Origin of the sequence: Enterobacter cloacae complex sp. 397G4, assembly GCF_050031515.1 — a bacterium.
In the GTDB taxonomy this organism is placed as follows: Bacteria; Pseudomonadota; Gammaproteobacteria; order Enterobacterales; family Enterobacteriaceae; genus Enterobacter; species Enterobacter hormaechei_C.
Window position 1 is genome coordinate 710,729 of the sequence record NZ_JBLGWE010000001.1, and the last position, 24,647, is coordinate 735,375.

Sequence of the window (24,647 nt, forward strand, 5' to 3'; positions counted from 1 at the left end):
TTGCAGAGAATAACATCCCCCGTCCCCATCACGTACTCTCCTTATATCGGCCCACGTTGGGCAAGAAGAATAAGGAGTCACCTATGTCTACACTGAAACCTGCACTTATCGCGCTTTCACTGATGCTGGTCGCTCCCATGGCGGTGCAGGCAGCTGAGATCACCCTCGTGCCAGCGGTAAAACTGCAAATTGGCGATCGGGATAATAACGGGCACTACTGGGATGGCGGCCGCTGGCGCGACCATGACTGGTGGAAAGCGCACTATGACTGGCGCGATAACCACTGGCGTCCGCACGATGAACATCGCGATCGTGACGATCACCACCGTCATGACGATCGTCGCCCGGGCCCGGACCGGAAGCACCATTAACACAAACCCCGCCAGCTGGCGGGGTTGTCTTTTTATTGCTCGTGACGCTTAAACACCAGCTCGTTTTTTCCTGACGATGCCTCGTCGAAAAAATACCCTTCACTGTTAAAGCCAGTGAGCTGCTCTGGCTTCGTCAGACGGTTTTGAATGATGAAGCGGCTCATCAGACCGCGCGCTTTTTTGGCGTAGAAGCTGATCACTTTAAATTTGCCGTTTTTCTCGTCGAGGAATACCGGCTTGATAATGTCCGCATCCAGCTTCTTCGGCTTCACCGATTTGAAGTACTCATCGGAGGCCAGGTTGATCACCACGTTGTCCCCCTGGGCTTGCAGCGCCGCGTTAAGCTTGTCGGTAATGACATCGCCCCAGAACTGGTACAGATCTTTACCTTTAGCGTTTTCCAGGCGGATACCCATCTCCAGACGATACGGTTGCATCAGATCCAGCGGTCGCAGCACCCCGTACAGGCCGGATAACATGCGCAGATGCAGCTGGGCAAAATCGAAATCGGCTTCGCTAAACGTTTCTGCTTGCAGGCCAGTGTAGACGTCACCTTTGAAGGCCAACAGCGCCTGGCGGGCGTTGGCGGGCGTGAAGTCAGGCTGCCACTCATGAAAACGGGTGGCATTCAGGTCGGCGAGTTTATCGCTGATGCTCATCAGCGAAGCGATTTGCGGAGCCGAAAGCTTACGCGCCTCGTGGATCAGCTGTTGTGAGTAGTCCAGCAATTCCGGCTGGGTATAACGCTCAGTGGCGAGCGGGCTCTGGTAGTCGAGCGTTTTGGCAGGTGAAATCAGAATCAGCATATCCAGTCCTTGCAGGAAATTTAGAGCGACTTTAACAAAAAATCGCCCTGAATTGATCGATAGCTGTTATTGCCGCGGCAAATCATCCCAGGTGCCAGGGGCAATTTGTGACTCGATTTCGGGATAGCGTGAGGCGTCAAAGACGGGCGGTACGCCGAGCTTGCGCTGACGCAGATAATCGCGCGCGATCAGCGCCACAACCGGTGAAAGCAGCAAAATGGCCGTCAGGTTCGTGATGGCCATCAGCGCCATAATGACGTCCGCTATTTGCCAGATCATCGGCATGCTGAGCAGGCAACCTACAAACACCATCGCCAGCACGCCCGCGCGAAGGATGTTGCGGGCCAGACGCGAGTCAACTTTCAGGAAGATAAGGTTGTTTTCGGCATAGATATAGTTCACCGCAATGGAACTAAAGGCAAAAAGTCCCACGACAAGTGCGACAAGGCCCGCGCCCCAGCTGCCGACGAGGGAGACCAGCGCCTGTTGTACCCAATGAATGCCTGCCGTACTACCGGACGGTTGTTCAGCGGCACCGGCCAGCAGCATTATCATCGCGCTGGCGGAGCAGATAACAATGGTGTCTGTGAAGACGCCAATCATCTGTACAATGCCCTGCGCGGCGGGATGTGGGGGCCAGGATGCGGCCGCTGCGGCGGCATTCGGCGTGGAGCCCATTCCCGCTTCGTTGGAGAACATACCCCGCTGAAAACCCGCAGTGAGTGCCTGGCTAAGGGTGTAACCCAGCGCGCCGGAAGCCGCTTCGCGCCAGCCGAACGCGCTTTGGAAAATGGTGACGATGACGTTCGGCACCTCGTCGATATGTATCGCGCATACCATCAGGCTGGTGGACACCCACAGCAGCGCCATCAGCGGAACCAACCACTGCATCAGGCGGGCAACCCCTTTGAGCCCGGTCACAATGGTCAGCAGAGTGAGAAGGGCAAGCGCGCCGCCCGTCAGCCACTCCGGACAATTGAAGGCAAAGCGCAGCGCGTGGGCGACGGAATTTGCCTGAACGGTATTGAAAATAAGGCCATAGGCAATCAGCAAAAAGATCGAGAACAGAACGCCCATCCAGCGCATTCCCAGCCCGCGAGCCATATACCAGGCGGGACCGCCGCGAAACTGACCTTTGCCGTCTTTTTCTTTGTAGAGTTGCGCAAGCGAGCATTCAGCAAAGGAGGTGGCCATACCGATAATCGCCGTCACCCACATCCAGAATACCGCGCCCGGACCGCCCGCGCCGATCGCCAGCGCGACACCGGCCAGGTTACCGCTGCCGACGCGCGCGGCCAGGCTGGTACAGAGCGCCTGAAACGAGGTCAGGCCGCCCGGCTGTGGGGTGACGCTGTTTTTCAGACTTCTGCCAAATTTGCGGATATAGCGAAACTGAATCAGACCGCTGCGCCACGTAAACCAGATACCTGCTCCTGAAAGCAGGTATATCATGATCGAACCCCAGAGGACTTCGTTGATAAAGAAAAAGAAATCAGGCACTAACGTCCCTCTTGTTGATGCCAAAGTGAATATGTAAGCGCTACCACTGATTGTGCATGCTGTTACTTAGCAGCCTGTTAATATTCTGAGTTTATCATACTCTGCCTAAGCGCACTGTCTGCGGTTGCGCTGCCTCTCACTCGTGTTATCATCAGGGCAGACCGGTTACATCCCCCTAACAAGTAAACCTGTCATTTTTCCGCTGCTGGCAAGCTGTCGGTAGTGTGAATTATCCAGGGCACGTTAAAAGAGAAACACTATCATGACGGATAAATTGACCTCCCTTCGTCAGTTCACCACTGTCGTCGCTGACACCGGAGATATCGCGGCAATGAAGCTGTACCAGCCGCAGGATGCCACAACCAACCCTTCTCTGATCCTTAACGCCGCGCAGATCCCTGAGTATCGCAAACTGATCGACGAGGCGGTGACCTGGGCAAAAGCACAGAGCAATGACCGCGCGCAGCAGGTTGTGGATGCTACTGACAAACTGGCAGTGAACATCGGTCTGGAAATCCTGAAGCTCGTTCCTGGCCGTATCTCTACCGAAGTTGATGCTCGCCTGTCCTACGACACCGAAGCGTCTATCGCAAAAGCAAAACGCCTGATCAAACTGTACAACGATGCGGGCATCAGCAATGACCGTATCCTGATCAAACTGGCGTCTACCTGGCAGGGCATCCGCGCTGCTGAGCAGCTGGAAAAAGAAGGCATCAACTGTAACCTGACTCTGCTGTTCTCCTTCGCGCAGGCGCGTGCATGTGCCGAAGCTGGCGTATACCTGATTTCTCCGTTCGTGGGCCGTATTCTGGACTGGTACAAAGCCAACACCGACAAGAAAGAGTACGCGGCGTCTGAAGATCCAGGCGTGATTTCAGTGACTGAAATCTACGAATACTACAAACAGCACGGCTATGAGACCGTTGTTATGGGCGCAAGCTTCCGTAACGTCGGCGAAATCATCGAGCTGGCTGGCTGTGACCGACTGACCATCGCTCCTGCGCTGCTGAAAGAGCTGGCAGAAAGCGAAGGTGCTATCGAGCGTAAACTGTCCTACACCGGCGAAGTGAAAGCACGCCCTGAGCGCATCACCGAGTCCGAGTTCCTGTGGCAGCACAACCAGGATCCAATGGCCGTAGATAAACTGGCGGACGGTATCCGTAAGTTTGCTATCGACCAGGAAAAACTGGAAAAAATGATCGGCGACCTGCTGTAATCATTCTGCGTGACCGGGTTCCCGGTCACGCGTCTTTCCCCCGCCTCTGTCTGAATTTTCTCTCTGCGTGTATCATTCCCTTTAATCAGTACTTTTTGAATGGAATGGATATGAATACCTTACGCATCGGCTTAGTGTCGATTTCTGACCGCGCCTCCAGCGGTGTTTATCAGGATAAAGGCATCCCTGCTCTGGAAGCGTGGCTGGGCAGCGCGCTCACTACCCCGTTTGAGATCCAGACTCGCCTGATCCCGGACGAGCAGCCGATCATCGAGCAAACCCTGTGTGAACTGGTGGATGAGATGAGCTGCCACCTGGTGCTGACGACGGGCGGAACCGGCCCCGCGCGCCGCGATGTAACGCCGGACGCGACGCTGGCTATCGCCGATCGTGAAATGCCTGGCTTCGGTGAGCAGATGCGCCAGATCAGTCTACACTTTGTCCCGACGGCCATTCTTTCCCGTCAGGTCGGGGTGATCCGCAAACAGGCGCTGATCCTGAACCTGCCGGGGCAGCCGAAGTCGATAAAAGAGACGTTGGAAGGGGTAAAAGCCGAGGACGGCAGCGTTATCGTCCACGGTATCTTTGCAAGTGTACCGTATTGTATACAACTGCTTGACGGTCCGTATGTGGAAACTGACGGCAACGTGGTAGCAGCATTTCGCCCTAAAAGCGCTCGCCGCGAAACAATCTCCTGAAATTCTTTAAAATGTGACATTAGCGCCAGCCGCGGTAGCGTGTAAATGGATTTACGATATAGTAATTTTTTCTTTACGATTGCTGTAAAAAATAATCCACAACACATGCACAATGGTTCGCTATGTCACATAACACCCGACCTCTGAATCGACAGGACTACAAAACCCTCACGCTCGCTGCCCTGGGCGGCGCGCTGGAGTTTTACGACTTCATCATCTTTGTCTTCTTCGCCGCCGTTGTGGGGGCGCTGTTTTTCCCGGCGGATATTCCGGAATGGCTGCGTCAGGTACAAACCTTCGGCATTTTCGCTGCCGGCTATCTGGCGCGTCCGCTGGGCGGCATTGTCATGGCGCACTTTGGCGATCTGGTCGGGCGCAAGAAGATGTTTACCCTCAGCATCCTGCTTATGGCCGTGCCGACGCTGGCGATTGGGCTTTTGCCTACCTATGAGTCGATGGGCATTATCGCCCCGTTATTGCTGCTGCTGATGCGTATTCTCCAGGGCGCGGCCATCGGCGGGGAAGTGCCGGGCGCCTGGGTGTTTGTCGCTGAGCACGTCCCGGTGCGCCGCATCGGCATTGCGTGCGGAACGCTGACCGCAGGGCTGACGATCGGGATCCTGCTTGGCTCCGTGGTTGCAACCATCATCAATACCAGCATGACGCAACAGGCCGTTCACGACTGGGGCTGGCGTATACCGTTCCTGCTGGGCGGGGCGTTTGGGCTGGTGGCAATGTACCTGCGACGCTGGTTGCAGGAGACGCCAATATTTCTGGAAATGCAGCAGCGGAAGGCGCTGGCGCAAGAACTGCCGGTGAAAACCGTAGTAGTGCGGCATAAAAAAGCGGTAGTGGTATCGATGCTTCTGACCTGGCTGCTGTCTGCGGGGATCGTGGTGGTCATTTTGATGTCACCGGTCTGGCTGCAAAAACAGTACGGTTTTGCGCCTGCCGTGACGTTACAGGCGAACAGTATCGCGACAATTATGCTCTGCTTTGGTTGTCTGGCCGCCGGGCTGGCGGCGGATCGTTTCGGCGCAAGCGCGACCTTTATTGTCGGCAGTTTGCTTCTGGCCGCGTCGAGCTGGGCATTTTATCATCTTGCGGGCACCCATCCTGAACAGCTGTTCCTGCTATACGGTGTCGTCGGGCTGTGCGTGGGCGTCGTTGGCGCCGTACCGTACGTAATGGTCCGCGCCTTCCCGCCGGAGGTACGCTTCACTGGGATCTCTTTCTCTTATAATGTCTCGTATGCCATTTTCGGTGGGCTGACCCCGATTGTGGTGACGGTGTTGATGGGGGTGTCACCCCTTGCACCTGCGTGGTACGTGCTGGCGTTATCGCTGATGGGACTGGTTTTGGGGGGGTGGCTTCGCCAGTCAGAGGGACGTCGTGCCCGCGACGCGGGCACGACAGAGGGATCAGTGTTTTTCACCAATCGGTAGAATGGTGCGGTCGAACTGCTCGTTCAGCACTTCACCCATGGCCAGGTAGATTGCGCTTGCGCCGCAAACCAGACCTACCCAGCCGGCAACGTGAACGATGCCTTCGTTATCCGCCAGGTGACCGATGGCCAGCAGAGCGAACAGTACGGTCAGGCTCAGGAAGACGAATTGCAGTGCGCGGTTCGCCTTAAGGGTACCGAAGAACATGAACAGGGTGAACACGCCCCACAGTCCCAGGTACACGCCCAGGAAATGGGCGTTTGCCGCCTCTGCCAGGCCCATTTTAGGCATCAGCAGAATTGCGACCAGAGTCAGCCAGAAGGAACCGTAAGAGGTAAAGGCGGTTAAGCCGAAGGTGTTGCCTTTCTTATATTCCAGCAGGCCCGCAAAGATCTGTGCGATACCGCCGTAAAAAATGCCCATCGCCAGGATAATGCCGTCCATCGGGAACATCCCGATATTGTGCAGGTTCAGCAGAATGGTGGTCATGCCAAAACCCATCAGGCCCAGCGGAGCCGGATTAGCCAACTTAGTGTTGCCCATAAGTCCTCAAAAAAATCATCATTAATATGGTGAAATGGTTAAACCCGCGCCAGTTCTACCTGACGGGGCGCGGCATCATAATGGGCGGCATCGACGCCGTCTATGATCTCACCGGGGTGAAATTAAAAAATTTTTTATCCTTCCCCCTTGATGGATGCTGTTGTGACCCCATCTTGTAAGCAACCGCAGTGTGTGGACCTGAAAAAAATCAAATCTGGGCAGTTGAAAAAGCACGTTCTGCCCTTATTACAGGTACACAACCACATGTTGACTGAATTTTTAGTGGAGACGTTTAGATGGGTAAAATTATTGGTATCGACCTGGGTACTACCAACTCTTGTGTAGCGATTATGGATGGCACTACTGCACGTGTGCTGGAGAACGCCGAGGGCGATCGCACCACGCCTTCTATCATTGCTTATACCCAGGATGGTGAAACTCTGGTTGGTCAGCCGGCTAAACGTCAGTCCGTGACAAACCCGCAAAACACCCTGTTTGCGATCAAACGCCTGATTGGCCGCCGCTTCCAGGACGAAGAAGTTCAGCGTGACGTTTCCATCATGCCTTACAAAATCATCGCAGCCGATAACGGCGATGCATGGCTTGATGTGAAAGGCACCAAAACGGCACCTCCGCAGATCTCTGCTGAAGTGCTGAAGAAAATGAAGAAAACCGCGGAAGATTACCTGGGTGAACCGGTAACTGAAGCTGTTATCACCGTACCTGCTTACTTCAACGATGCTCAGCGTCAGGCAACCAAAGATGCTGGCCGTATCGCAGGTCTGGAAGTAAAACGTATCATCAACGAACCAACCGCAGCAGCACTGGCTTACGGTCTGGATAAAGAAGTTGGCAACCGTACTATCGCGGTTTACGACCTGGGTGGTGGTACCTTCGATATCTCTATTATCGAAATCGACGACGTTGACGGCGAAAAAACCTTCGAAGTTCTGGCAACCAATGGTGATACCCACCTGGGTGGTGAAGACTTCGATACCCGTCTGATCAACTACCTCGTTGACGAGTTCAAGAAAGATCAGGGCATTGACCTGCGTAACGACCCGCTGGCCATGCAGCGACTGAAAGAAGCCGCTGAGAAAGCGAAGATCGAGCTGTCTTCCGCTCAGCAGACCGACGTGAACCTGCCGTACATCACCGCAGACGCGACCGGTCCAAAACACATGAACATTAAAGTGACCCGTGCGAAACTGGAAAGCCTGGTAGAAGACCTGGTGAACCGTTCTATCGAGCCACTGAAAGTTGCATTGCAGGACGCTGGCCTGTCCGTGTCTGACATTCAGGACGTTATCCTGGTAGGTGGTCAGACTCGTATGCCAATGGTTCAGAAGAAAGTGGCTGAGTTCTTTGGTAAAGAGCCACGTAAAGACGTGAACCCGGACGAAGCGGTTGCTATCGGTGCTGCGGTTCAGGGTGGTGTTCTGACGGGTGAAGTAAAAGACGTACTGCTGCTGGACGTTACCCCGCTGTCTCTGGGTATCGAAACCATGGGTGGCGTGATGACTCCGCTCATCAACAAAAACACCACTATTCCGACGAAACACAGCCAGGTGTTCTCTACCGCTGAAGACAACCAGTCTGCGGTAACCATCCATGTGATTCAGGGTGAGCGTAAGCGCGCGGCGGATAACAAATCTCTGGGTCAGTTCAACCTGGACGGTATTAACCCGGCACCACGCGGCATGCCACAGATCGAAGTCACCTTCGACATCGATGCTGACGGTATCCTGCATGTGTCTGCGAAAGACAAAAATAGCGGTAAAGAGCAGAAGATTACCATCAAGGCATCTTCTGGCCTGAACGAAGCGGAAATCGAAAAAATGGTTCGTGATGCCGAAGCTAACGCGGAATCCGACCGTAAGTTCGAAGAGCTGGTTCAGACCCGTAACCAGGGTGACCATCTGCTGCACAGCACCCGTAAGCAGGTTGAAGAAGCGGGCGATAAACTGCCAGCGGAAGACAAAACTGCGATCGAAACTGCACTGAGCGCGCTGGAAACGTCTCTGAAAGGCGAAGACAAAGCGGACATCGAAGCGAAGATGCAGGAGCTGGCACAGGTTTCTCAGAAGCTGATGGAAATCGCTCAGCAGCAGCACGCACAGCAGCAGGCGGGCGCTGATGCTTCCCAGAACAACGCGAAAGACGACGATGTTGTCGACGCTGAGTTCGAAGAAGTGAAAGACAAAAAATAATCGCCCTGATGCAGGGTAAGTAATCGGCACGGGCGTAGGAGAATTCTCCACGCCCGTGCTCGCATGTTAAGGGGCTTAAAAAAACCAATGGCAAAGCAAGACTATTACGAGATTTTAGGCGTTCCGAAAACTGCGGAAGAGCGTGAAATCAAAAAGGCGTATAAGCGCCTGGCCATGAAATTCCACCCTGACCGTAATCAGGGTGACAAAGAGGCTGAAGCCAAATTTAAAGAGATTAAAGAAGCCTACGAAGTCCTGACCGATGCACAAAAACGTGCGGCCTATGATCAGTACGGTCACGCGGCCTTTGAACAGGGCGGCATGGGCGGCGGTGGATTTGGTGGCGGCGGCTTCGGCGGCGGCGCTGATTTCAGCGATATCTTTGGTGATGTATTTGGCGATATCTTCGGCGGCGGGCGTGGTCGTCAGCGCGCGGCGCGCGGCGCAGACCTGCGCTACAACATGGAGCTGACGCTTGAAGAAGCGGTTCGCGGCGTCACCAAAGAGATCCGTATTCCGACGCTGGAAGAGTGTGACGTTTGCCACGGCAGCGGCGCGAAAGCGGGGACTCAGCCACAGACCTGCCCAACCTGTCACGGTTCCGGTCAGGTGCAGATGCGCCAGGGCTTCTTCGCGGTGCAGCAGGCCTGTCCGCACTGTCATGGTCGCGGTACGCTGATTAAAGATCCGTGCACCAAATGCCACGGTCACGGTCGCGTGGAGAAAACCAAAACGCTGTCCGTTAAGATCCCGGCAGGCGTGGATACGGGCGACCGCATCCGTCTGGCAGGTGAGGGTGAAGCCGGCGAGCACGGCGCACCGGCAGGCGATCTGTACGTTCAGGTTCAGGTGAAGCAGCACGCCATCTTCGAGCGTGAAGGTAACAACCTGTACTGTGAAGTGCCGATCAACTTTGCGATGGCGGCGCTGGGTGGCGAAATTGAAGTGCCGACGCTGGACGGTCGCGTTAACCTGAAAATCCCTGGCGAAACCCAGACCGGGAAGCTGTTCCGCATGCGCGGCAAAGGCGTTAAATCCGTTCGCGGTGGCGCGCAGGGTGACCTTTTATGCCGCGTGGTCGTGGAAACGCCGGTCGGCCTGAACGATAAGCAGAAACAGCTGCTGAAAGAGCTTCAGGAAAGCTTTGGCGGCCCGACGGGTGAGAAAAACAGTCCGCGCTCCAAAAGCTTCTTCGATGGCGTCAAAAAATTCTTCGACGATTTAACCCGCTAACCCGCTAGCTGGTTACTATCCTTTAAAGCCCGGAAGCAATTCCGGGCTTTTTGTTTATAGCGTTATTCCTCGGTTAAACTGAATATATACACAATATTAATCTGTTTTTACCGATCTGTTTGCGCTGATATTATGGTTTTACCGAGGTATTGTTGTAAAAGAGAGTTTAAACGTGAAATTACTACACCGTTTCTTTAGCAGTGAGGCATCCGGCGGCGTCATCCTGATTATTGCTGCTGCGGCCGCCATGCTGCTCGCCAATATGGGCATGACGCGCGATCTCTATCACGCATTTCTGGAAACGCCCGTCGAGCTGAAAGTCGGGGCGCTGGAAATTAACAAGAACATGCTGCTGTGGATCAACGATGCGCTGATGGCGGTGTTCTTCCTGCTGGTGGGTCTGGAGGTTAAACGTGAGCTGGTGATCGGTTCGCTTGCCAGCCGTCAGCGCGCGGCGTTTCCGGTGATCGCGGCGATTGGCGGGATGATCGTTCCGGCGTTGCTCTTTCTCGCGTTTGCGTGGCAGGATCCGGTTGCGCGTGACGGCTGGGCGATCCCGGCTGCAACGGATATCGCGTTTGCGCTCGGGGTCTTAGCCTTGCTCGGTAGCCGCGTCCCGGTAGCACTGAAAATTTTCCTGATGGCGCTGGCGATTATCGATGACCTGGGCGCTATCGTGATTATCGCGCTGTTCTACACCAGCGATCTGTCGGTTCTGTCGCTGAGCGTGGCGGCCGTGGCTATTGTGGTGCTGGCCTTGCTGAACGTCTTCAACGTCCGACGTACGGGTATTTATATTCTGGTGGGCATGGTGCTGTGGACGGCGGTGCTGAAGTCTGGCGTGCATGCCACGCTGGCGGGCGTCATCGTTGGCTTCTTTATTCCGCTGAAGGAGCAGGACGGCAAATCGCCAGCCAGACAGCTGGAGCATGTGCTTCATCCGTGGGTGGGCTTTATGATCCTGCCGCTGTTTGCGTTTGCCAACGCGGGAGTTTCCCTGGCCGGGGTTACCCTGGACGGACTCACCTCCGTGCTGCCGCTGGGTATCATCGCCGGTCTGTTTATCGGTAAGCCGCTGGGTATCAGCCTGTTCTGCTGGCTGGCGCTGAAGCTGAAGCTGGCGTCATTGCCAAACGGGACCACCTTTAGCCAGATTATGGCCGTCGGCGTGCTGTGCGGTATTGGATTCACCATGTCGATCTTTATCTCGACGCTGGCGTTTGGCGCAAACGCGCCTGAGCTTATCGTCTGGGCAAAACTCGGCATTCTCATCGGGTCATTACTGGCCGCAGTCATTGGTTATACCTTGTTGAAGGTGAAATTGTCCGGACAGGCTGTCCAGGCATAACGGAAAACCGGGAGGAGGGGGCTCCTTCTCCCGATACACACTCAGGGAGAGAACACGCGATGTCTCATTTGAATTACAACCATCTTTATTACTTCTGGCACGTTTATAAACAGGGCTCGGTCGTGGGGGCGGCAGAAGCGCTTTACCTGACGCCACAAACCATTACCGGGCAAATCAAAGCCCTGGAAGAGCGGTTACAGGGCAAGTTGTTCAAGCGCAAGGGCCGTGGGATTGAGCCCAGTGAGCTGGGCGAGCTGGTGTTCCGCTATGCGGATAAAATGTTCACCCTGAGTCAGGAGATGCTGGACATCGTCAACTACCGCAAAGAGTCGAACCTGCTTTTTGACGTGGGGGTGGCGGATGCGCTGTCCAAACGGCTGGTGAGTGGCGTGCTGGATGCGGCGGTGGTGGAAGATGAACAGATCCATTTACGCTGCTTTGAGTCCACTCACGAGATGCTGCTGGAACAGCTGAGCCAGCATAAGCTGGATATGATTATTTCGGATTGCCCTATCGATTCCACGCAGCAGGAAGGCTTGTTCTCGGTGAAAATTGGCGAATGCGGCGTCAGTTTCTGGTGCATCAATCCGCCACCGGAAAAACCGTTTCCTGCCTGCCTGGAAGAGCGCCGCTTGCTGGTGCCGGGTCGGAGGTCCATGCTCGGACGGAAGCTGCTGAACTGGTTTAACTCGCAGGGGCTGAACGTAGAAATTCTCGGTGAGTTCGACGATGCGGCGCTGATGAAAGCCTTTGGCGAAGCGCATAACGCTATCTTCGTTGCTCCGACGCTGTACGCGCACGATCTCTATTCAGACGACAAAATAACCGAGATCGGCAGGGTGGATAACGTGATGGAAGAGTATCACGCCATATTCGCCGAAAGGATGATTCAGCACCCGGCGGTACAGCGAATCTGCAATCGCGACTATTCGGCGCTTTTTACGCCGCCGGCAATCTGAAGACATAAAAAAACCCGCGTTAAGCGGGTTCTTTCAAACAAGCAACAACAAGTGGCGATTAAGCCAGTTTGTTGATCTGCGCGGTCAGGTTTGCTTTATGACGCGCTGCTTTGTTTTTGTGGATCAGACCTTTAGCAGCCTGACGATCCACGATTGGTTGCATTTCGTTAAATGCGTTCTGCGCTGCAGCTTTGTCGCCAGCTTCGATAGCTGCGTATACTTTCTTGATGAAAGTACGCATCATAGAGCGACGGCTTGCATTGTGCTTACGAGCCTTTTCAGACTGAACGGCACGTTTCTTAGCTGATTTGATATTAGCCAAGGTCCAACTCCCAAATATGATCTATGTGGACAATTCAAAGGCCGAGGAATATGCCCTCTATACCTTCTTTTGTCAATGGATTTGTGCAAATAAGCGCCGTTAATGTGGCGACGCTACGTTACGTAGTGATGGCGCAGGATTCTACCAGCTTGTCGTTCGTGAATACAGCTTTTCGGCGTAAAAATCGCAGTTCGCGGACAGATTTTTTTGCTGCGAAAGGTCAGCGTGATGAAATCATACGGCTTTCTGTTTAGCGTGAACAATCGCCGGTTAACCTTAACCGCTGTACAAGGTATACTTTGGCGATTTTCACTGTTTTGAGCCAGTCATGAAGCTGATACGCGGCATACATAATCTCAGTCAAGCCCCGCACGGGTGCGTGCTGACCATTGGTAATTTCGACGGCGTGCATCGTGGGCATCAGGCGCTGTTGCAGGGATTGCGTAAAGAAGGCGAGGCGCGAGGCCTGCCCGTCGTGGTGATGATTTTCGAGCCTCAGCCGCTGGAGCTGTTTGCAGGCGAGAAATCCCCCGCGCGGCTGACGCGTCTGCGTGAGAAGTTACGCTACCTGGCGGAGTCAGGGGTGGACTACGTCCTGTGCGTACGGTTCGACCGTCGTTTTGCCGCGCTGACCGCACAAAATTTTGTCAGCGACCTGTTGGTCAGGCAGCTTGGCGTGCAGTTTCTCGCCGTGGGCGATGATTTCCGCTTTGGCGCTGGTCGTCAGGGCGATTTCTTGTTATTACAGAAGGCTGGCCTGGAGTACGGGTTTGACGTCACCAGCACGATGACCTTCTGTGAGGGCGGCGTGCGCGTCAGCAGCACGGCGGTACGTCAGGCGCTGGCGAACGATGAACTGGACACGGCAGAAACGCTGCTGGGTCACCCGTTCACAATTTCAGGTCGCGTGGTCCATGGCGATGCGCTGGGCCGCACGATAGGTTTCCCGACGGCGAATATACCGCTGCGTCGTCAGGTCTCCCCGGTTAAAGGGGTCTATGCGGTGGAAGTGGCAGGACTGGGCGAGAAGCCTTTCTACGGCGTCGCCAACATTGGCACACGTCCAACGGTTGCCGGTGTGCGTCAACAGTTAGAAGTACACCTGCTGGACGTTGTAATGGACCTGTATGGTCGCCATATAGATGTGATACTGCGTAAAAAAATACGCAATGAACAGCGATTCGCTTCGCTGGATGAACTTAAGGCGCAAATCGCGCGAGATGAATTAACGGCCCGCGAGTTTTTTGGGCTTTAGAACCGGCTTAACTGCCTACGTGATAAATACGGAACCGAGAATCTGATGAGTGACTATAAATCAACCCTGAATTTGCCGGAAACAGGGTTCCCGATGCGCGGCGATCTCGCCAAGCGTGAACCGGGAATGCTGGCGCGTTGGACCGATGATGACCTGTACGGCATCATTCGTGCAGCCAAAAAAGGCAAAAAAACCTTCATTCTGCATGATGGCCCTCCATATGCGAATGGCTGCATTCATATTGGTCACTCTGTAAACAAGATTCTGAAAGACATTATCGTGAAGTCCAAAGGACTCGCGGGATATGACTCGCCTTACGTTCCGGGCTGGGACTGCCATGGTCTGCCAATCGAGCTGAAAGTTGAGCAAGAGTACGGTAAGCCGGGTGAGAAGTTCACCGCCGCAGAATTCCGCGCGAAATGCCGCGAATACGCTGCCACCCAGGTTGACGGTCAGCGCGCTGACTTCATCCGTCTGGGCGTGCTGGGTGACTGGTCGCATCCGTACCTGACCATGGACTTCAAAACCGAAGCCAACATCATCCGAGCGCTGGGTAAAATCATCGGCAACGGTCACCTGCACAAAGGCGCGAAGCCGGTGCACTGGTGCGTCGACTGCCGCTCTGCGCTGGCAGAAGCGGAAGTGGAGTATTACGACAAAACCTCGCCTTCTATCGACGTGGCCTTCGAAGCGGTCGATCAGGATGCGATCAAAGCTAAATTTGGTCTGCCTGGTGTAAGCGGCCCGATCTCTCTGGTGATCTGGACCACCACCCCGTGGACGCTGCCTGCTAACCGCGCGATCTCCCTCTCTGGCGAGTTTGAGTATGCGCTGGTGCAGATTGATGGCCGTGCGGTTATCCTGGCGAAAGACCTGGTCGAAAGCGTGCTGAAACGCGCGAACATCACCGATTACACCGTGCTGGGCACCGTAAAAGGTGACGCGCTGGAACTGATGCGCTTCAAACACCCGTTCCTGGACTTCGACGTTCCGGCGATTCTGGGCGACCACGTGACGCTGGAAGCGGGTACCGGTGCGGTACATACCGCCGGTGGCCACGGTCCTGACGACTACAACATCAGCCTGAAGTACGGCCTGGAAATCGCTAATCCGGTTGGCCCGGACGGCTCTTACCTGCCTGGCACCTACCCGGCGCTGGACGGCATCAACGTCTTTAAAGCTAACGACATCATCGTTGATATGCTGCGCACCAGCGGCGCGCTGCTGCACGTTGAGAAAATGCAGCACAGCTATCCGTGCTGCTGGCGTCACAAGACCCCGATCATCTTCCGTGCAACCCCGCAGTGGTTTATCAGCATGGACCAGAAAGGCCTGCGCGCGCAGTCTCTGAAAGAGATCAAAGGCGTGCAGTGGATCCCTGACTGGGGCCAGGCGCGAATCGAATCCATGGTGGCTAACCGTCCTGACTGGTGTATCTCCCGTCAGCGCACCTGGGGCGTGCCGATGTCTCTGTTCGTACATAAAGAGACGCAGGAGCTGCACCCGAACACGCTGGAACTGATGGAAGAAGTGGCGAAGCGCGTCGAAGTTGACGGCATTCAGGCGTGGTGGGATCTCGACGCCCGTGACATCCTGGGCGCTGATGCAGACAACTACGAAAAAGTGCCGGATACCCTGGACGTGTGGTTCGACTCCGGGTCTACCCACTCCTCCGTGGTTGACGTGCGTCCGGAGTTTGCTGGTCACGCTGCCGATATGTATCTGGAAGGGTCTGACCAACACCGCGGCTGGTTCATGTCATCGCTGATGATCTCCACCGCCATGAAGGGTAAAGCACCTTACCGCCAGGTATTGACCCACGGCTTCACCGTGGATGGTCAGGGCCGTAAGATGTCCAAATCTATCGGTAACACCGTTTCTCCGCAGGACGTGATGAACAAACTTGGCGCGGACATTCTGCGTCTGTGGGTGGCCTCTACCGACTACACCGGCGAAATGGCGGTCTCTGATGAGATCCTGAAACGTGCTGCTGACAGCTATCGTCGTATTCGTAACACCGCGCGCTTCCTGCTGGCGAACCTGAACGGGTTCGATCCGGTGAAAGACATGGTGAAGCCGGAAGAGATGGTTGTGCTCGATCGCTGGGCGGTAGGCTGCGCGAAAGCGGCGCAGGAAGATATTCTTAAAGCCTATGAGTCTTACGACTTCCACGAAGTGGTGCAGCGCCTGATGCGCTTCTGCTCCATCGAGATGGGCTCGTTCTACCTCGACATCATCAAAGACCGCCAGTACACCGCGAAAGCGGACAGCGTGGCGCGTCGTAGCTGCCAGACTGCGCTGTTCCACATCGCAGAGGCGCTGGTACGCTGGATGGCGCCGATCATGTCCTTCACCGCGGATGAAATCTGGGGTTACCTGCCGGGCGAACGCGAGAAGTATGTCTTCACCGGCGAGTGGTACGAAGGTCTGTTCGACCTCTCCAGCACTGAAGCAATGAACGATGCCTTCTGGGACGAGCTGCTGAAAGTGCGCGGCGAAGTGAACAAGGTTATCGAGCAGGCGCGTGCGGACAAGAAAGTCGGTGGCTCTCTGGAAGCGACGGTGACCCTGTACGCCGAACCGGAGCTGGCGGCCAAACTGACCGCGCTGGGCGATGAATTACGATTTGTCCTGTTGACCTCCGGTGCGAAAGTTGCGGATTATGCCGAAGCTACTGCTGATGCTCAGCAGAGCGAGCTGCTCAAAGGCCTGAAAGTCGCACTGAGCAAAGCCGACGGTGAGAAATGCCCGCGTTGCTGGCATTACACCACCGATGTTGGCCAGGTGGCGGAACACGCAGACATCTGCGGACGCTGTGTAAGCAACGTCGCCGGTGACGGCGAAAAACGTAAGTTTGCCTGATGAGTAAAACTCTCTGTTCAACAGGACTGCGCTGGCTGTGGCTGGTGGTGGTGGTGCTGATTATTGATTTGGGCAGCAAGTTCCTGATCCTCCAGAATTTCGCTCTGGGGGATACGGTCCCGCTGTTTCCGTCGCTTAACCTGCACTATGCCCGCAACTATGGTGCGGCGTTTAGTTTCCTTGCCGACAGCGGTGGCTGGCAGCGCTGGTTCTTCGCGGGTATCGCTATCGGTATCTGCGTCGTGCTGGCGGTGCTGATGTACCGCTCAAAGGCCACGCAAAAGCTGAATAACATCGCCTACGCGCTGATCATTGGCGGCGCGCTGGGTAACCTGTTTGACCGCCTGTGGCACGGCTTTGTGGTCGATATGATCGATTTCTACGTCGGCGACTGGCACTTCGCGACCTTTAACCTCGCCGATAGCGCAATATGCGTTGGTGCGGCGTTAATCGTGCTGGAAGGCTTCTTGCCTAAACCGGCCGCGAAAGAGCAGGCGTAACAAAACCAGCCGGGTGACGCGTAGCGATCCCGGCCTACAGAATTTGTGGCCCCCGTAGGCCCGGTAAGCGTAGCGCCACCGGGCAACAGGTGACCCAAAACAAGCGAGCAATTTGCATGTCTAAATCCGTACAGAGCAACAGCGCGGTTCTCGTTCATTTCACGCTGAAGCTGGATGACGGCTCCACGGCCGAATCCACCCGCAATAATGGCAAACCGGCGCTGTTTCGTCTGGGTGACACCTCCCTGTCTGAAGGCCTTGAGCAGCAGCTTCTGGGTCTGAAAGAGGGCGAGAAAAAAGCGTTTTCGCTGGAGCCGGATGCGGCATTCGGTGTGCCAAGCCCGGACCTGATCCAGTATTTCTCGCGTCGTGAGTTTATGGATGCGGGTGAACCAGAAATCGGGGCGATTATGCTCTTTACCGCTATGGACGGCAGCGAAATGCCTGGCGTGATCCGAGAAATCAACGGCGATTCTATCACCGTCGATTTCAACCATCCGCTTGCCGGGCGTACCGTTCATTTTGATGTCGAAGTGCTGGAGATCGATCCGGCACTGGAGGAGTAAAATGCAGATCCTGTTGGCTAACCCGCGCGGCTTCTGCGCCGGTGTAGACCGCGCTATCAGCATTGTTGAAAACGCGCTGGAGATTTACGGCGCGCCGATTTACGTGCGTCACGAAGTGGTGCACAACCGTTACGTGGTCGACAGCCTGCGCGAGCGCGGTGCGATTTTTATCGAGCAGATCAGCGAAGTGCCGGACGGCGCAATCCTCATCTTCTCCGCGCACGGCGTCTCTCAGGCGGTACGCAACGAGGCGAAAAGCCGCGATCTGACCGTATTCGATGCCACCTGTCCGTTAGTGACAAAAGTGCATATGGAAGTGGCGCGCGCCAGCCGTCGTGGTGAAGAGTCAATTCTGATTGGTCACGCCGGTCACCCGGAAGTTGAAGGCACCATGGGCCAGTACAGCAACCCGGAAGGGGGCATGTATCTGGTTGAGTCACCGGAAGATGTCTTTACGCTGGACGTGAAAAACGAAGCCCGTCTGTCGTTTATGACCCAGACGACGCTTTCCGTAGACGACACCTCAGACGTGATTGACGCCCTGCGCCAGCGCTTCCCGAAAATCGTCGGGCCGCGCAAAGATGATATCTGCTATGCAACCACCAACCGTCAGGAAGCCGTACGCGCCCTGGCTGAACAGGCGGATGTGGTGCTGGTGGTCGGCTCGAAAAACTCCTCTAACTCCAACCGACTGGCCGAACTGGCGCAGCGTATGGGGAAAGCAGCTTTTCTGATCGACGACGCAACGGACATTCAGGAAGCGTGGGTGAAAAACGCGGCCTGCGTCGGTGTTACCGCAGGCGCTTCAGCGCCGGATATCCTGGTGCAAAACGTCATTGCCCGCCTGCAAGAGCTGGGCGGTGGCGAAGCGGTGCCGCTGGAAGGCCGTGAAGAGAACATTGTCTTCGAAGTGCCGAAAGAGCTGCGAATCGACGCCCGCGAAGTGGAATAATGTCCTCTCAATCTTCAAAATGCCGGTGGCGAAAGCCTCCGGCATTTTTGTTTCTGGTTAACTGTGATTCACCATCAATATTGACGCTTTTATCACTAGGTTAATCGTTTAATCTGCCATCATGATATTGCTGTTCTCCTCGGGCCGGAGAGCGATATGAATTCAGACATCTTTTTGCCACCTCAGTTGACGTGGGCTACCGGCGCGCTAGCCGGCGGGCCGCTTATCCGCAAAACGACTCGTCTTGCGGATCTTCCTGGGATCTTCGCAGACGGCGAGGCGTGGAAGTGCGGCAATCCTCAAAAAAGTGTGTATGACGTAGACGTACTGGGCTCGCCCGTAGGGGAAGGGGCACTCTTCGTTGGGGTAACTCACCTGCGTGCGGGTAACGTGGGCGATGAGTTCTTTATGACTCGCGGTCATTTTCATCAGCGCCGCGAACAGGGCGAGGTCTATTTTGGCCTGCGCGGATGTGGCTTGTTGCTGCTGCAAACGGAGGCGGGCGACGCGCGGCTTGAGCAGGTGACGGCTGGCTCCGTGCATATTATTCCTCCTTTTACAGCGCATCGTTTGATTAACACTGGCAACGAGACGCTATCCTCCCTTGCCGTCTGGCCGAGCATTGCGGGACACGACTATGCGGCGCTGGCAGAGGGCTTCACCCTGCGGATCTTTGCCTCCGGGGAAGGTTACGAGGTGCGCCATGGCTAACTATGGCCTTGATATGACCATCGCCCGTCAGCCGCTCGGTTTTTGCTACGGAGAGGATGTTACCGGGCCGATGCCGGAGATCAGAACACTGGATCAGATCCGCCCGTCGCTGCGCAATCCGGACTGCGAAGGGCCTGAACAGGTGTATGCCATCGCGATGGACGTGGCGCGTCTGGCGGACAGGCCGGAGCTCGAAAAACGCATGCTGCTTTTTGGTGTGGTCACCTACGCGGCAGGCACGCTTGGCGATGAGCCGGTCCGCAGCCAGGGACATGTTCACCGTATTAGCCAGCACAGCGGATGGTCGCCCCCTGAGCTGTACGAAATCTGGCAGGGTAAAGCGATTATCTACATGCAGGAGTATGTGGACGACGATCCGGGACGTTGTTTTGCGGTACTCGCGGGGCCGGGTGAAAAGGTACTGGTCCCTCCCGGATGGGGCCATGCGACGATTTCGGCCTCGCCCAATGAGCCGCTGACGTTTGGTGCGTGGTGCGATCGGGAATATGGCTTTGAGTATGAGGCCGTTCGTGCGCGAAAAGGTCTGGCCTGGTATCCCTTAGTTCAGGGTAATCATATTGTCTGGCAGCATAACAGTCACTACAGACCAGGGCGCTTGCAGATGATTACGCCGAGAAGTTATCCGGAATTTGGCATTACTGATGCGCCTGTTTATCAGCAGTTTATTGATGACCCCGCACGGTTCCAGTTTATTTCGCGTCCGGATAAAGTCGCAGAACTGTGGAATAACTTCCATCCATAAAGAAGCCGGGGCATTGCCCCGGTTTTCTTATCCTGCAAACAACCCGGACGCCACGCCAAGCGCTGCCAGTATAAGCAGCAATATCATGGCTTTTACCGGCGACACGCCGCGTTTTGCCATCAGATACCAGGTCCCCAGCACCACCGCCAGCGGAAGCAGCTGCGGGAAAATACCGTCCAGCATCTGCTGAACGTGAATGTTAACCCCGTCCCGGGTGATGAACTCCAGCCCGGTGCCGAGCTTCACGTAGCTGGCCGCCACGCCGCCCATGACAAATACGCCCAGTAGCGAGAGCGCTTCCCGTAGCCGGGTAGATTTGCTGCTGACCAGCATCTCCACGGAGCCTGATCCCATCTGGTAGCCTTTGAGAAACAGGAACCAGGAGCCAGGGATAATGATGGCCAGCCAGGCAACGGTATAAAACAGTGGACCGAGGATATTTCCGCCTGCCGCCAGCGCCATCCCAATGCTAAGCAGGATCGGGATCAGCATGCCGGGGATCATCGAATCGCCGATCCCGGCAATTGGCCCCATCAGGCCTACCTTCAGGGTATTTATGGTTTCACCGTCAATCGGCTCGCCGTTGGCTTTTTTCTCCTCCAGCCCCAGCGCCATACCGTTAACGATCGCGCCAATCTGTGGCTCCGTGTTGTAGAACGACGCGTGACGGCGCAGCATCTCGGTACGTTGTACCGGGTCGGGATAGAGCTTTTTTGCGACCGGCAGCATGCTCAGGCAAAAGCCGAAGGATTCAAGGCGTTCAAAGCTCATTGAGGAGAGGTTGTGCATCATCCACGCTCGCCAGCAGCGGCGCAGATCCTTGCGGGTGAGTTTACGTTCTTCCATCAGAATTCATCCTCGTCGTCAGGGACAGGTGCTGAAGCCACGGCCTGCGGTGCCTCGGGTTTATAGTTGTAATGAATCAGTGCCAGCAGGGCGCCCACGATCACCAGCGCGACCATATTGAGTTTCAGGAAAACGATGCAAACGAAGCCCACCAGAAAGTAGATGAGCATGGTATAGCTTTTGATGATCTGCTTAAGCAGGATGGCAATACCGACGGCGGGCAAGATGCCGCCCAGCACATTCATGGTGGAGAGGACGATGTGCGGCAGGCTGTCCATAAACCCGCTAATGTACTGTGCGCCAAAAAAGACGGCGATAAAGGTAGGCACAAAGCGCAGCACAAAATTCATCGCCTGCGGCCAGATGGCGCTGTTGAGGTAGATCCCGCGCTCGTCGCCGTTCTCCAGCGCCACATCCGCACGATGGTTCCAGAAGGAGTTCAGCACCATCATCGCATTGAAGAGAATGGTTCCGGCGATCCCAATAGTCGCCGCCAGCGCGACGGCAACCTCAGGTCCTTTGCCGGAAAGTATTCCCAGTGCAATGGCCGGATAAGCCACAAAGTTTAAATCTGCTGGCATCGAGCCGCCGGGTGTCACCATTGCGATATACACCGCCTGCACCGCTACGCCAATCATAATCCCGGTTTTGATATCGCCCAGGATCAGGCCAACCAGCATCCCGGAAATGAGCGGTCGGGAGATGAGATACCAGCCGCCCGTCAGCCCTAAAAGCCACGGACTACTGAGTGCGCCCAGATAACACAGCAGGCCAATTAAAGCCGCTTCGATAATCATGATCCGCTCCTTATTTCAGCTTTTGTCTGGCATCCTGCCAGGTATAAAAACTGGCATCGGGAACCAGGCGGAATTCAATCGCGTGTCCCTGCCCGGTCAGCCACTCGAACGCCGCCGCTTCATCCTGGGTTACCGATTGATTCGGGCCGATGGTGATCGTGTTAGCCCGGGCACTCATCGGGCCCACGTTAATTTTTCCATTGCTGTTTTTCAGGCTAATGCCCGCCTGCTCAATGCGCTGTAGCGTGAGTGGAGATTTGCCAATCACGAAATAGCGCTTTTCGCTGGCAATCACTTTTGGCAGTTTTTCGATCGCGGTTGCCGTATCGAACAGCCACACTTTAGTATCTGATACGGCTCCTTTCATGACCGACGATAACAGCGGATCGGCCGCAACGGCATCGTCAATGGCAACGATGCCGTCGCAGGGCAGCTCCCTGGCCCAGCGTGTAATGAGCTGCCCGTGGATCACGCGATCGTCAATGCGTACAAAAGAAATACTCATATGCGGCTCCTTAAAAATCGTCTGTCTGTGCAGTATCTGCCGGTTTCGCCTGTACCAGCGTCGGCAGAGTAAGTTCGATAAGCTGCCCGGCAGCCTGATGAACATCGCGAGCCATCCTCACCTCATCGGTTTGCAGTAGCATCGGGAAGTTGACTCCAGCCACCACGGCGACCGGCGGCTGCGTATGTGGGTTAAGCGCGGCCTCACAGGCCACGTTCCACGGCGTGCCGCTTTGCATGTCGCACAGCACCAGCACGCCGTCAGCGTTGACGCTTGCCGCTTCCAGTGTGGAGATGAAATCCTGCTGGAAGCCCTCTATTCCCGCCTGTTCGGTCAGACAAACGGTGTGTACGCCGGGGAGCTCGCCGTATACCATCCGGCCGCTCTCCAGCAGCGCGGCGGCTAACGGCCCATGAGTGGCGACAATAAAATGAATCATTGTTAGCTCCTTACCCAGGCTTTGATAGTCGCGAGGGGGTGTCCGGAAGCACGGGCTGAAGGTGAAATGCGATAATCACCTACGCTTGCCGGAATGATGAAGGTTTCGGCGTAATGGACGGTAAACGGCTCAAATGCACCGGTTGGGCTGTCGACAATTGCTTCGTCGCCCTCTACCAGATTCAGCACGTTCACGCCGCCGCCGGTGTGGTGCAAAACGGGTTCGCTAAACCAGTGGCGGCGGGTTTCGATAAATTCACGCTCGTGCAGGCCAGTACGCTCTTCACGCCAGCCGTTTCCTTCCGCGACAGGTTCGAACTGATTCACCAGATGCTGATGAACCCACTGCGCGTCGCGCTGCCAGTCGATCACCTTTTCACCGTGCTCCAGGTGTACCGGGCGCGGCAGCCCGTCCAGGCCCAGGCGGCCCCAGTCCCACAGTTTGAAGGTGAAGATATACGGCGTAGCGCTGATCTCCAGCACCATGGTTCCCGCGCCGGAGCAGTGCACCGTCCCAGCCGGGATCAGGAAATGGTCGTGCTTTTTTGCCGGGATCTGATTAACGAAGCGGTCGTCATCAAACGGTTTTTCACCGCGACCCGCGCGCCTGAGATCGTCCATCATGGCCTCAGGGTCTGTGCCGGTTTTGGTCCCCAGATAGACGACGGCACCCGGCTCCGCTTCCAGAATGTAATAACTCTCATCCTGGGTATAGTGCATCCCAAACTGCTGCTGGATGTACTCGGTAATGGGGTGGACCTGGAAGCTCAGATTCTGGCCACCCATGGTGTCGAGGAAGTCAAAACGGATCGGGAATTCCGCGCCGAAACGTGCGTGAACTTTCTCGCCCAGCAGAGCACGGGGCTCAAGCAAAACCAGATCCTGAGAGGGGATCTCGATCCGCACTGCGCCAAAACGCAGTAACAGGCTGTTCTCCTCGGGCACGCAGTCAAAACACCACGCGTAATTGGGTGCAGAGGGATCGAGATCGAATTGCTGTTTCATCCACTGGCCGCCCCAGACGCCAGGATCGAAAAAGGGCGCCACGCGGAAAGGCTGGGTGGTAGTTTGCTTCAGCCCGGCTCGCAGGGCCTCGCCGCTGACCATCGCGGGCTGGTTCGTCTGGGTTGTATCCAGTAAAAAATCGGTGCGCCTGAGCAGCGGCGTTTTGTGGCGATCGAAGACGCGCCATTCGACAAAAAAGGCGCGCTTGTAGCGACGAAGCATATCTTCCTGCTGATTATCTGCGCCCCAGTTCCCAGTCTCACCCCGCCGCATACGCTGCTGGATCTCCCAGCGCGGCAGATCGGCATACACCAGCACATCACCCGGATGGACAAGCGTCGCACCGGGACCGTAGATCACAATCAGCCCCCCGGAACACTGGCTCACCCGAACCTGCAACGCCTCCAGACGCGCGGGATCGAAAAACTCTCCAAGCTGGTGGCAGGAGAGAACGCCAAAGACGCGATCGTCTGTGAGGTTGCGTGCCAGCATCTCATGAATGGCACACTCATCCCGTCGCGCCTGTTCAGCATTGATCGCCAGCGTCGGGCGTAGACGCGGCAGCACGTTCTCTTCAAGCTCGGTCATGCGCACGCCCGGATAGCAGTCAATCACCAGCACCGTGCGGCTGCGCTGTTGGGTTTTTGACTCAAGAACGCGGGTTATTGCTTCCCAGCCTTGCCAGGCGCTGTCATCAAAACCCTGTATCGCCACCGTGGGGAATTTGTCGTAGGTTGTCATTGTATCCTCCGTAATCGTTATTTAAGGTTATTCGATTAACCGTATTTGAGAAGAG

Annotated in this window: 24 protein-coding genes and 1 pseudogene; 16 read left to right on the forward strand and 9 right to left on the reverse strand. The window is 55.8% G+C overall.

Going from position 1 to position 24,647, the window contains the following annotated elements:
* Positions 1-83 precede the first annotated feature (83 nt).
* Positions 84-371, forward strand: coding sequence for a DUF2502 domain-containing protein (locus tag ACQG1Y_RS03425; RefSeq protein ID WP_015572627.1), 288 nt, complete (start codon positions 84-86; stop codon positions 369-371).
* A 32-nt stretch (positions 372-403) separates the two neighbouring features.
* Here the strand turns inward: ACQG1Y_RS03425 and yaaA are convergent, their stop codons facing one another.
* Together yaaA and ACQG1Y_RS03435 are read right to left on the reverse strand one after the other, a co-directional pair.
* Positions 404-1,177 (reverse strand): peroxide stress protein YaaA, encoded by a 774-nt coding sequence (yaaA, locus tag ACQG1Y_RS03430; RefSeq protein WP_015572628.1) that lies wholly within the window; start codon positions 1,175-1,177, stop codon positions 404-406.
* 66 nt (positions 1,178-1,243) lie between these two features.
* Positions 1,244-2,677, reverse strand: coding sequence for an alanine/glycine:cation symporter family protein (locus ACQG1Y_RS03435; protein ID WP_032671446.1), 1,434 nt, complete (start codon positions 2,675-2,677; stop codon positions 1,244-1,246).
* A gap of 262 nt (positions 2,678-2,939) precedes the next feature.
* Between ACQG1Y_RS03435 and tal the strand changes: the two genes are divergently transcribed.
* The 3 genes from tal to ACQG1Y_RS03450 all read left to right on the forward strand — a co-directional run bounded on the left by tal (position 2,940) and on the right by ACQG1Y_RS03450 (position 6,036).
* On the forward strand, positions 2,940-3,893 hold the full coding sequence (tal, locus tag ACQG1Y_RS03440) for a transaldolase (RefSeq protein ID WP_003856481.1): 954 nt from the start codon (positions 2,940-2,942) through the stop codon (positions 3,891-3,893).
* Positions 3,894-4,003: 110 nt separating this feature from the next.
* On the forward strand, positions 4,004-4,591 hold the full coding sequence (gene mog / locus ACQG1Y_RS03445) for a molybdopterin adenylyltransferase (protein WP_003856479.1): 588 nt from the start codon (positions 4,004-4,006) through the stop codon (positions 4,589-4,591).
* A gap of 122 nt (positions 4,592-4,713) precedes the next feature.
* Positions 4,714-6,036: an MFS transporter gene (locus ACQG1Y_RS03450; RefSeq protein WP_033486730.1), complete on the forward strand. Its 1,323-nt coding sequence runs from the start codon at positions 4,714-4,716 to the stop codon at positions 6,034-6,036.
* On the opposite strand, the gene satP is transcribed toward ACQG1Y_RS03450, so the two are convergent.
* Positions 6,013-6,579 carry an acetate uptake transporter gene (satP, locus tag ACQG1Y_RS03455; protein ID WP_003856474.1) on the reverse strand — a complete coding sequence of 189 codons (567 nt, stop codon included), beginning with the start codon at positions 6,577-6,579 and terminating at the stop codon, positions 6,013-6,015. The two genes, ACQG1Y_RS03450 and satP, sit on opposite strands and share 24 nt — an antisense overlap.
* A gap of 296 nt (positions 6,580-6,875) precedes the next feature.
* Here satP and dnaK point away from each other — a divergent pair, with 296 nt between their 5' ends.
* From dnaK to nhaR, 4 genes are all read left to right on the forward strand, one after another.
* Positions 6,876-8,789 carry a molecular chaperone DnaK gene (dnaK, locus tag ACQG1Y_RS03460; protein ID WP_426736673.1) on the forward strand — a complete coding sequence of 638 codons (1,914 nt, stop codon included), beginning with the start codon at positions 6,876-6,878 and terminating at the stop codon, positions 8,787-8,789.
* 87 nt (positions 8,790-8,876) lie between these two features.
* Positions 8,877-10,022: a molecular chaperone DnaJ gene (gene dnaJ / locus ACQG1Y_RS03465; RefSeq protein ID WP_014830600.1), complete on the forward strand. Its 1,146-nt coding sequence runs from the start codon at positions 8,877-8,879 to the stop codon at positions 10,020-10,022.
* Between the two features lie 172 nt (positions 10,023-10,194).
* Positions 10,195-11,370, forward strand: a complete 1,176-nt coding sequence (gene nhaA, locus ACQG1Y_RS03470) for a Na+/H+ antiporter NhaA (RefSeq protein WP_017383817.1) — start codon at positions 10,195-10,197, stop codon at positions 11,368-11,370.
* A 59-nt stretch (positions 11,371-11,429) separates the two neighbouring features.
* Entirely contained in the window at positions 11,430-12,329 is a 900-nt protein-coding gene (gene nhaR, locus ACQG1Y_RS03475) for a transcriptional activator NhaR (protein WP_003856462.1), read from the forward strand.
* A gap of 58 nt (positions 12,330-12,387) precedes the next feature.
* Here nhaR and rpsT read toward each other — a convergent pair whose 3' ends face one another.
* Positions 12,388-12,651: a 30S ribosomal protein S20 gene (gene rpsT / locus ACQG1Y_RS03480; RefSeq protein WP_003856458.1), complete on the reverse strand. Its 264-nt coding sequence runs from the start codon at positions 12,649-12,651 to the stop codon at positions 12,388-12,390.
* A 115-nt stretch (positions 12,652-12,766) separates the two neighbouring features.
* Between rpsT and ACQG1Y_RS03485 the strand changes: the two are divergent.
* From ACQG1Y_RS03485 to ACQG1Y_RS03520, 8 genes and pseudogenes are all read left to right on the forward strand, one after another.
* A pseudogene (locus tag ACQG1Y_RS03485) lies at positions 12,767-12,972 on the forward strand (DUF2575 domain-containing protein); the annotation flags it as partial.
* A gap of 7 nt (positions 12,973-12,979) precedes the next feature.
* The gene (gene ribF / locus ACQG1Y_RS03490) at positions 12,980-13,906 is read left to right on the forward strand and encodes a bifunctional riboflavin kinase/FAD synthetase (RefSeq protein ID WP_003856456.1); all 927 of its coding nucleotides are present in this window, start codon (positions 12,980-12,982) and stop codon (positions 13,904-13,906) included.
* A 45-nt stretch (positions 13,907-13,951) separates the two neighbouring features.
* On the forward strand, positions 13,952-16,768 hold the full coding sequence (gene ileS, locus ACQG1Y_RS03495) for an isoleucine--tRNA ligase (RefSeq protein ID WP_414234763.1): 2,817 nt from the start codon (positions 13,952-13,954) through the stop codon (positions 16,766-16,768).
* On the forward strand, positions 16,768-17,268 hold the full coding sequence (lspA, locus tag ACQG1Y_RS03500) for a signal peptidase II (protein ID WP_003856452.1): 501 nt from the start codon (positions 16,768-16,770) through the stop codon (positions 17,266-17,268). The genes ileS and lspA overlap by 1 nt, the downstream gene beginning before the upstream one ends.
* Positions 17,269-17,384: 116 nt before the next feature.
* Entirely contained in the window at positions 17,385-17,834 is a 450-nt protein-coding gene (gene fkpB, locus ACQG1Y_RS03505; protein ID WP_015572634.1) for an FKBP-type peptidyl-prolyl cis-trans isomerase, read from the forward strand.
* Between the two features lies 1 nt (position 17,835).
* A complete protein-coding gene (gene ispH / locus ACQG1Y_RS03510; protein WP_017383814.1) occupies positions 17,836-18,786 on the forward strand; it encodes a 4-hydroxy-3-methylbut-2-enyl diphosphate reductase in 951 nt (316 codons plus the stop codon).
* Positions 18,787-18,942: 156 nt separating this feature from the next.
* Entirely contained in the window at positions 18,943-19,497 is a 555-nt protein-coding gene (locus ACQG1Y_RS03515; RefSeq protein ID WP_017383813.1) for a glucose-6-phosphate isomerase family protein, read from the forward strand.
* Positions 19,490-20,260, forward strand: coding sequence for a glucose-6-phosphate isomerase family protein (locus ACQG1Y_RS03520; protein WP_368740857.1), 771 nt, complete (start codon positions 19,490-19,492; stop codon positions 20,258-20,260). The genes ACQG1Y_RS03515 and ACQG1Y_RS03520 overlap by 8 nt, the downstream gene beginning before the upstream one ends.
* Positions 20,261-20,287: 27 nt before the next feature.
* On the opposite strand, the gene ACQG1Y_RS03525 is transcribed toward ACQG1Y_RS03520, so the two are convergent.
* The 5 genes from ACQG1Y_RS03525 to ACQG1Y_RS03545 are packed head-to-tail and all read right to left on the reverse strand — an operon-like array spanning position 20,288 to position 24,592.
* Positions 20,288-21,106 (reverse strand): PTS system mannose/fructose/sorbose family transporter subunit IID, encoded by an 819-nt coding sequence (locus tag ACQG1Y_RS03525; protein ID WP_015572637.1) that lies wholly within the window; start codon positions 21,104-21,106, stop codon positions 20,288-20,290.
* On the reverse strand, positions 21,106-21,903 hold the full coding sequence (locus ACQG1Y_RS03530; protein WP_015572638.1) for a PTS mannose/fructose/sorbose/N-acetylgalactosamine transporter subunit IIC: 798 nt from the start codon (positions 21,901-21,903) through the stop codon (positions 21,106-21,108). The genes ACQG1Y_RS03525 and ACQG1Y_RS03530 overlap by 1 nt, the downstream gene beginning before the upstream one ends.
* 10 nt (positions 21,904-21,913) lie before the next feature.
* Entirely contained in the window at positions 21,914-22,408 is a 495-nt protein-coding gene (locus ACQG1Y_RS03535) for a PTS system mannose/fructose/N-acetylgalactosamine-transporter subunit IIB (protein ID WP_015572639.1), read from the reverse strand.
* A gap of 10 nt (positions 22,409-22,418) precedes the next feature.
* Positions 22,419-22,847 (reverse strand): PTS sugar transporter subunit IIA, encoded by a 429-nt coding sequence (locus tag ACQG1Y_RS03540; RefSeq protein WP_368740858.1) that lies wholly within the window; start codon positions 22,845-22,847, stop codon positions 22,419-22,421.
* Positions 22,848-22,849: 2 nt separating this feature from the next.
* Entirely contained in the window at positions 22,850-24,592 is a 1,743-nt protein-coding gene (locus tag ACQG1Y_RS03545; protein ID WP_017694537.1) for a class I mannose-6-phosphate isomerase, read from the reverse strand.
* Between the last annotated feature and the right edge of the window lie 55 nt (positions 24,593-24,647).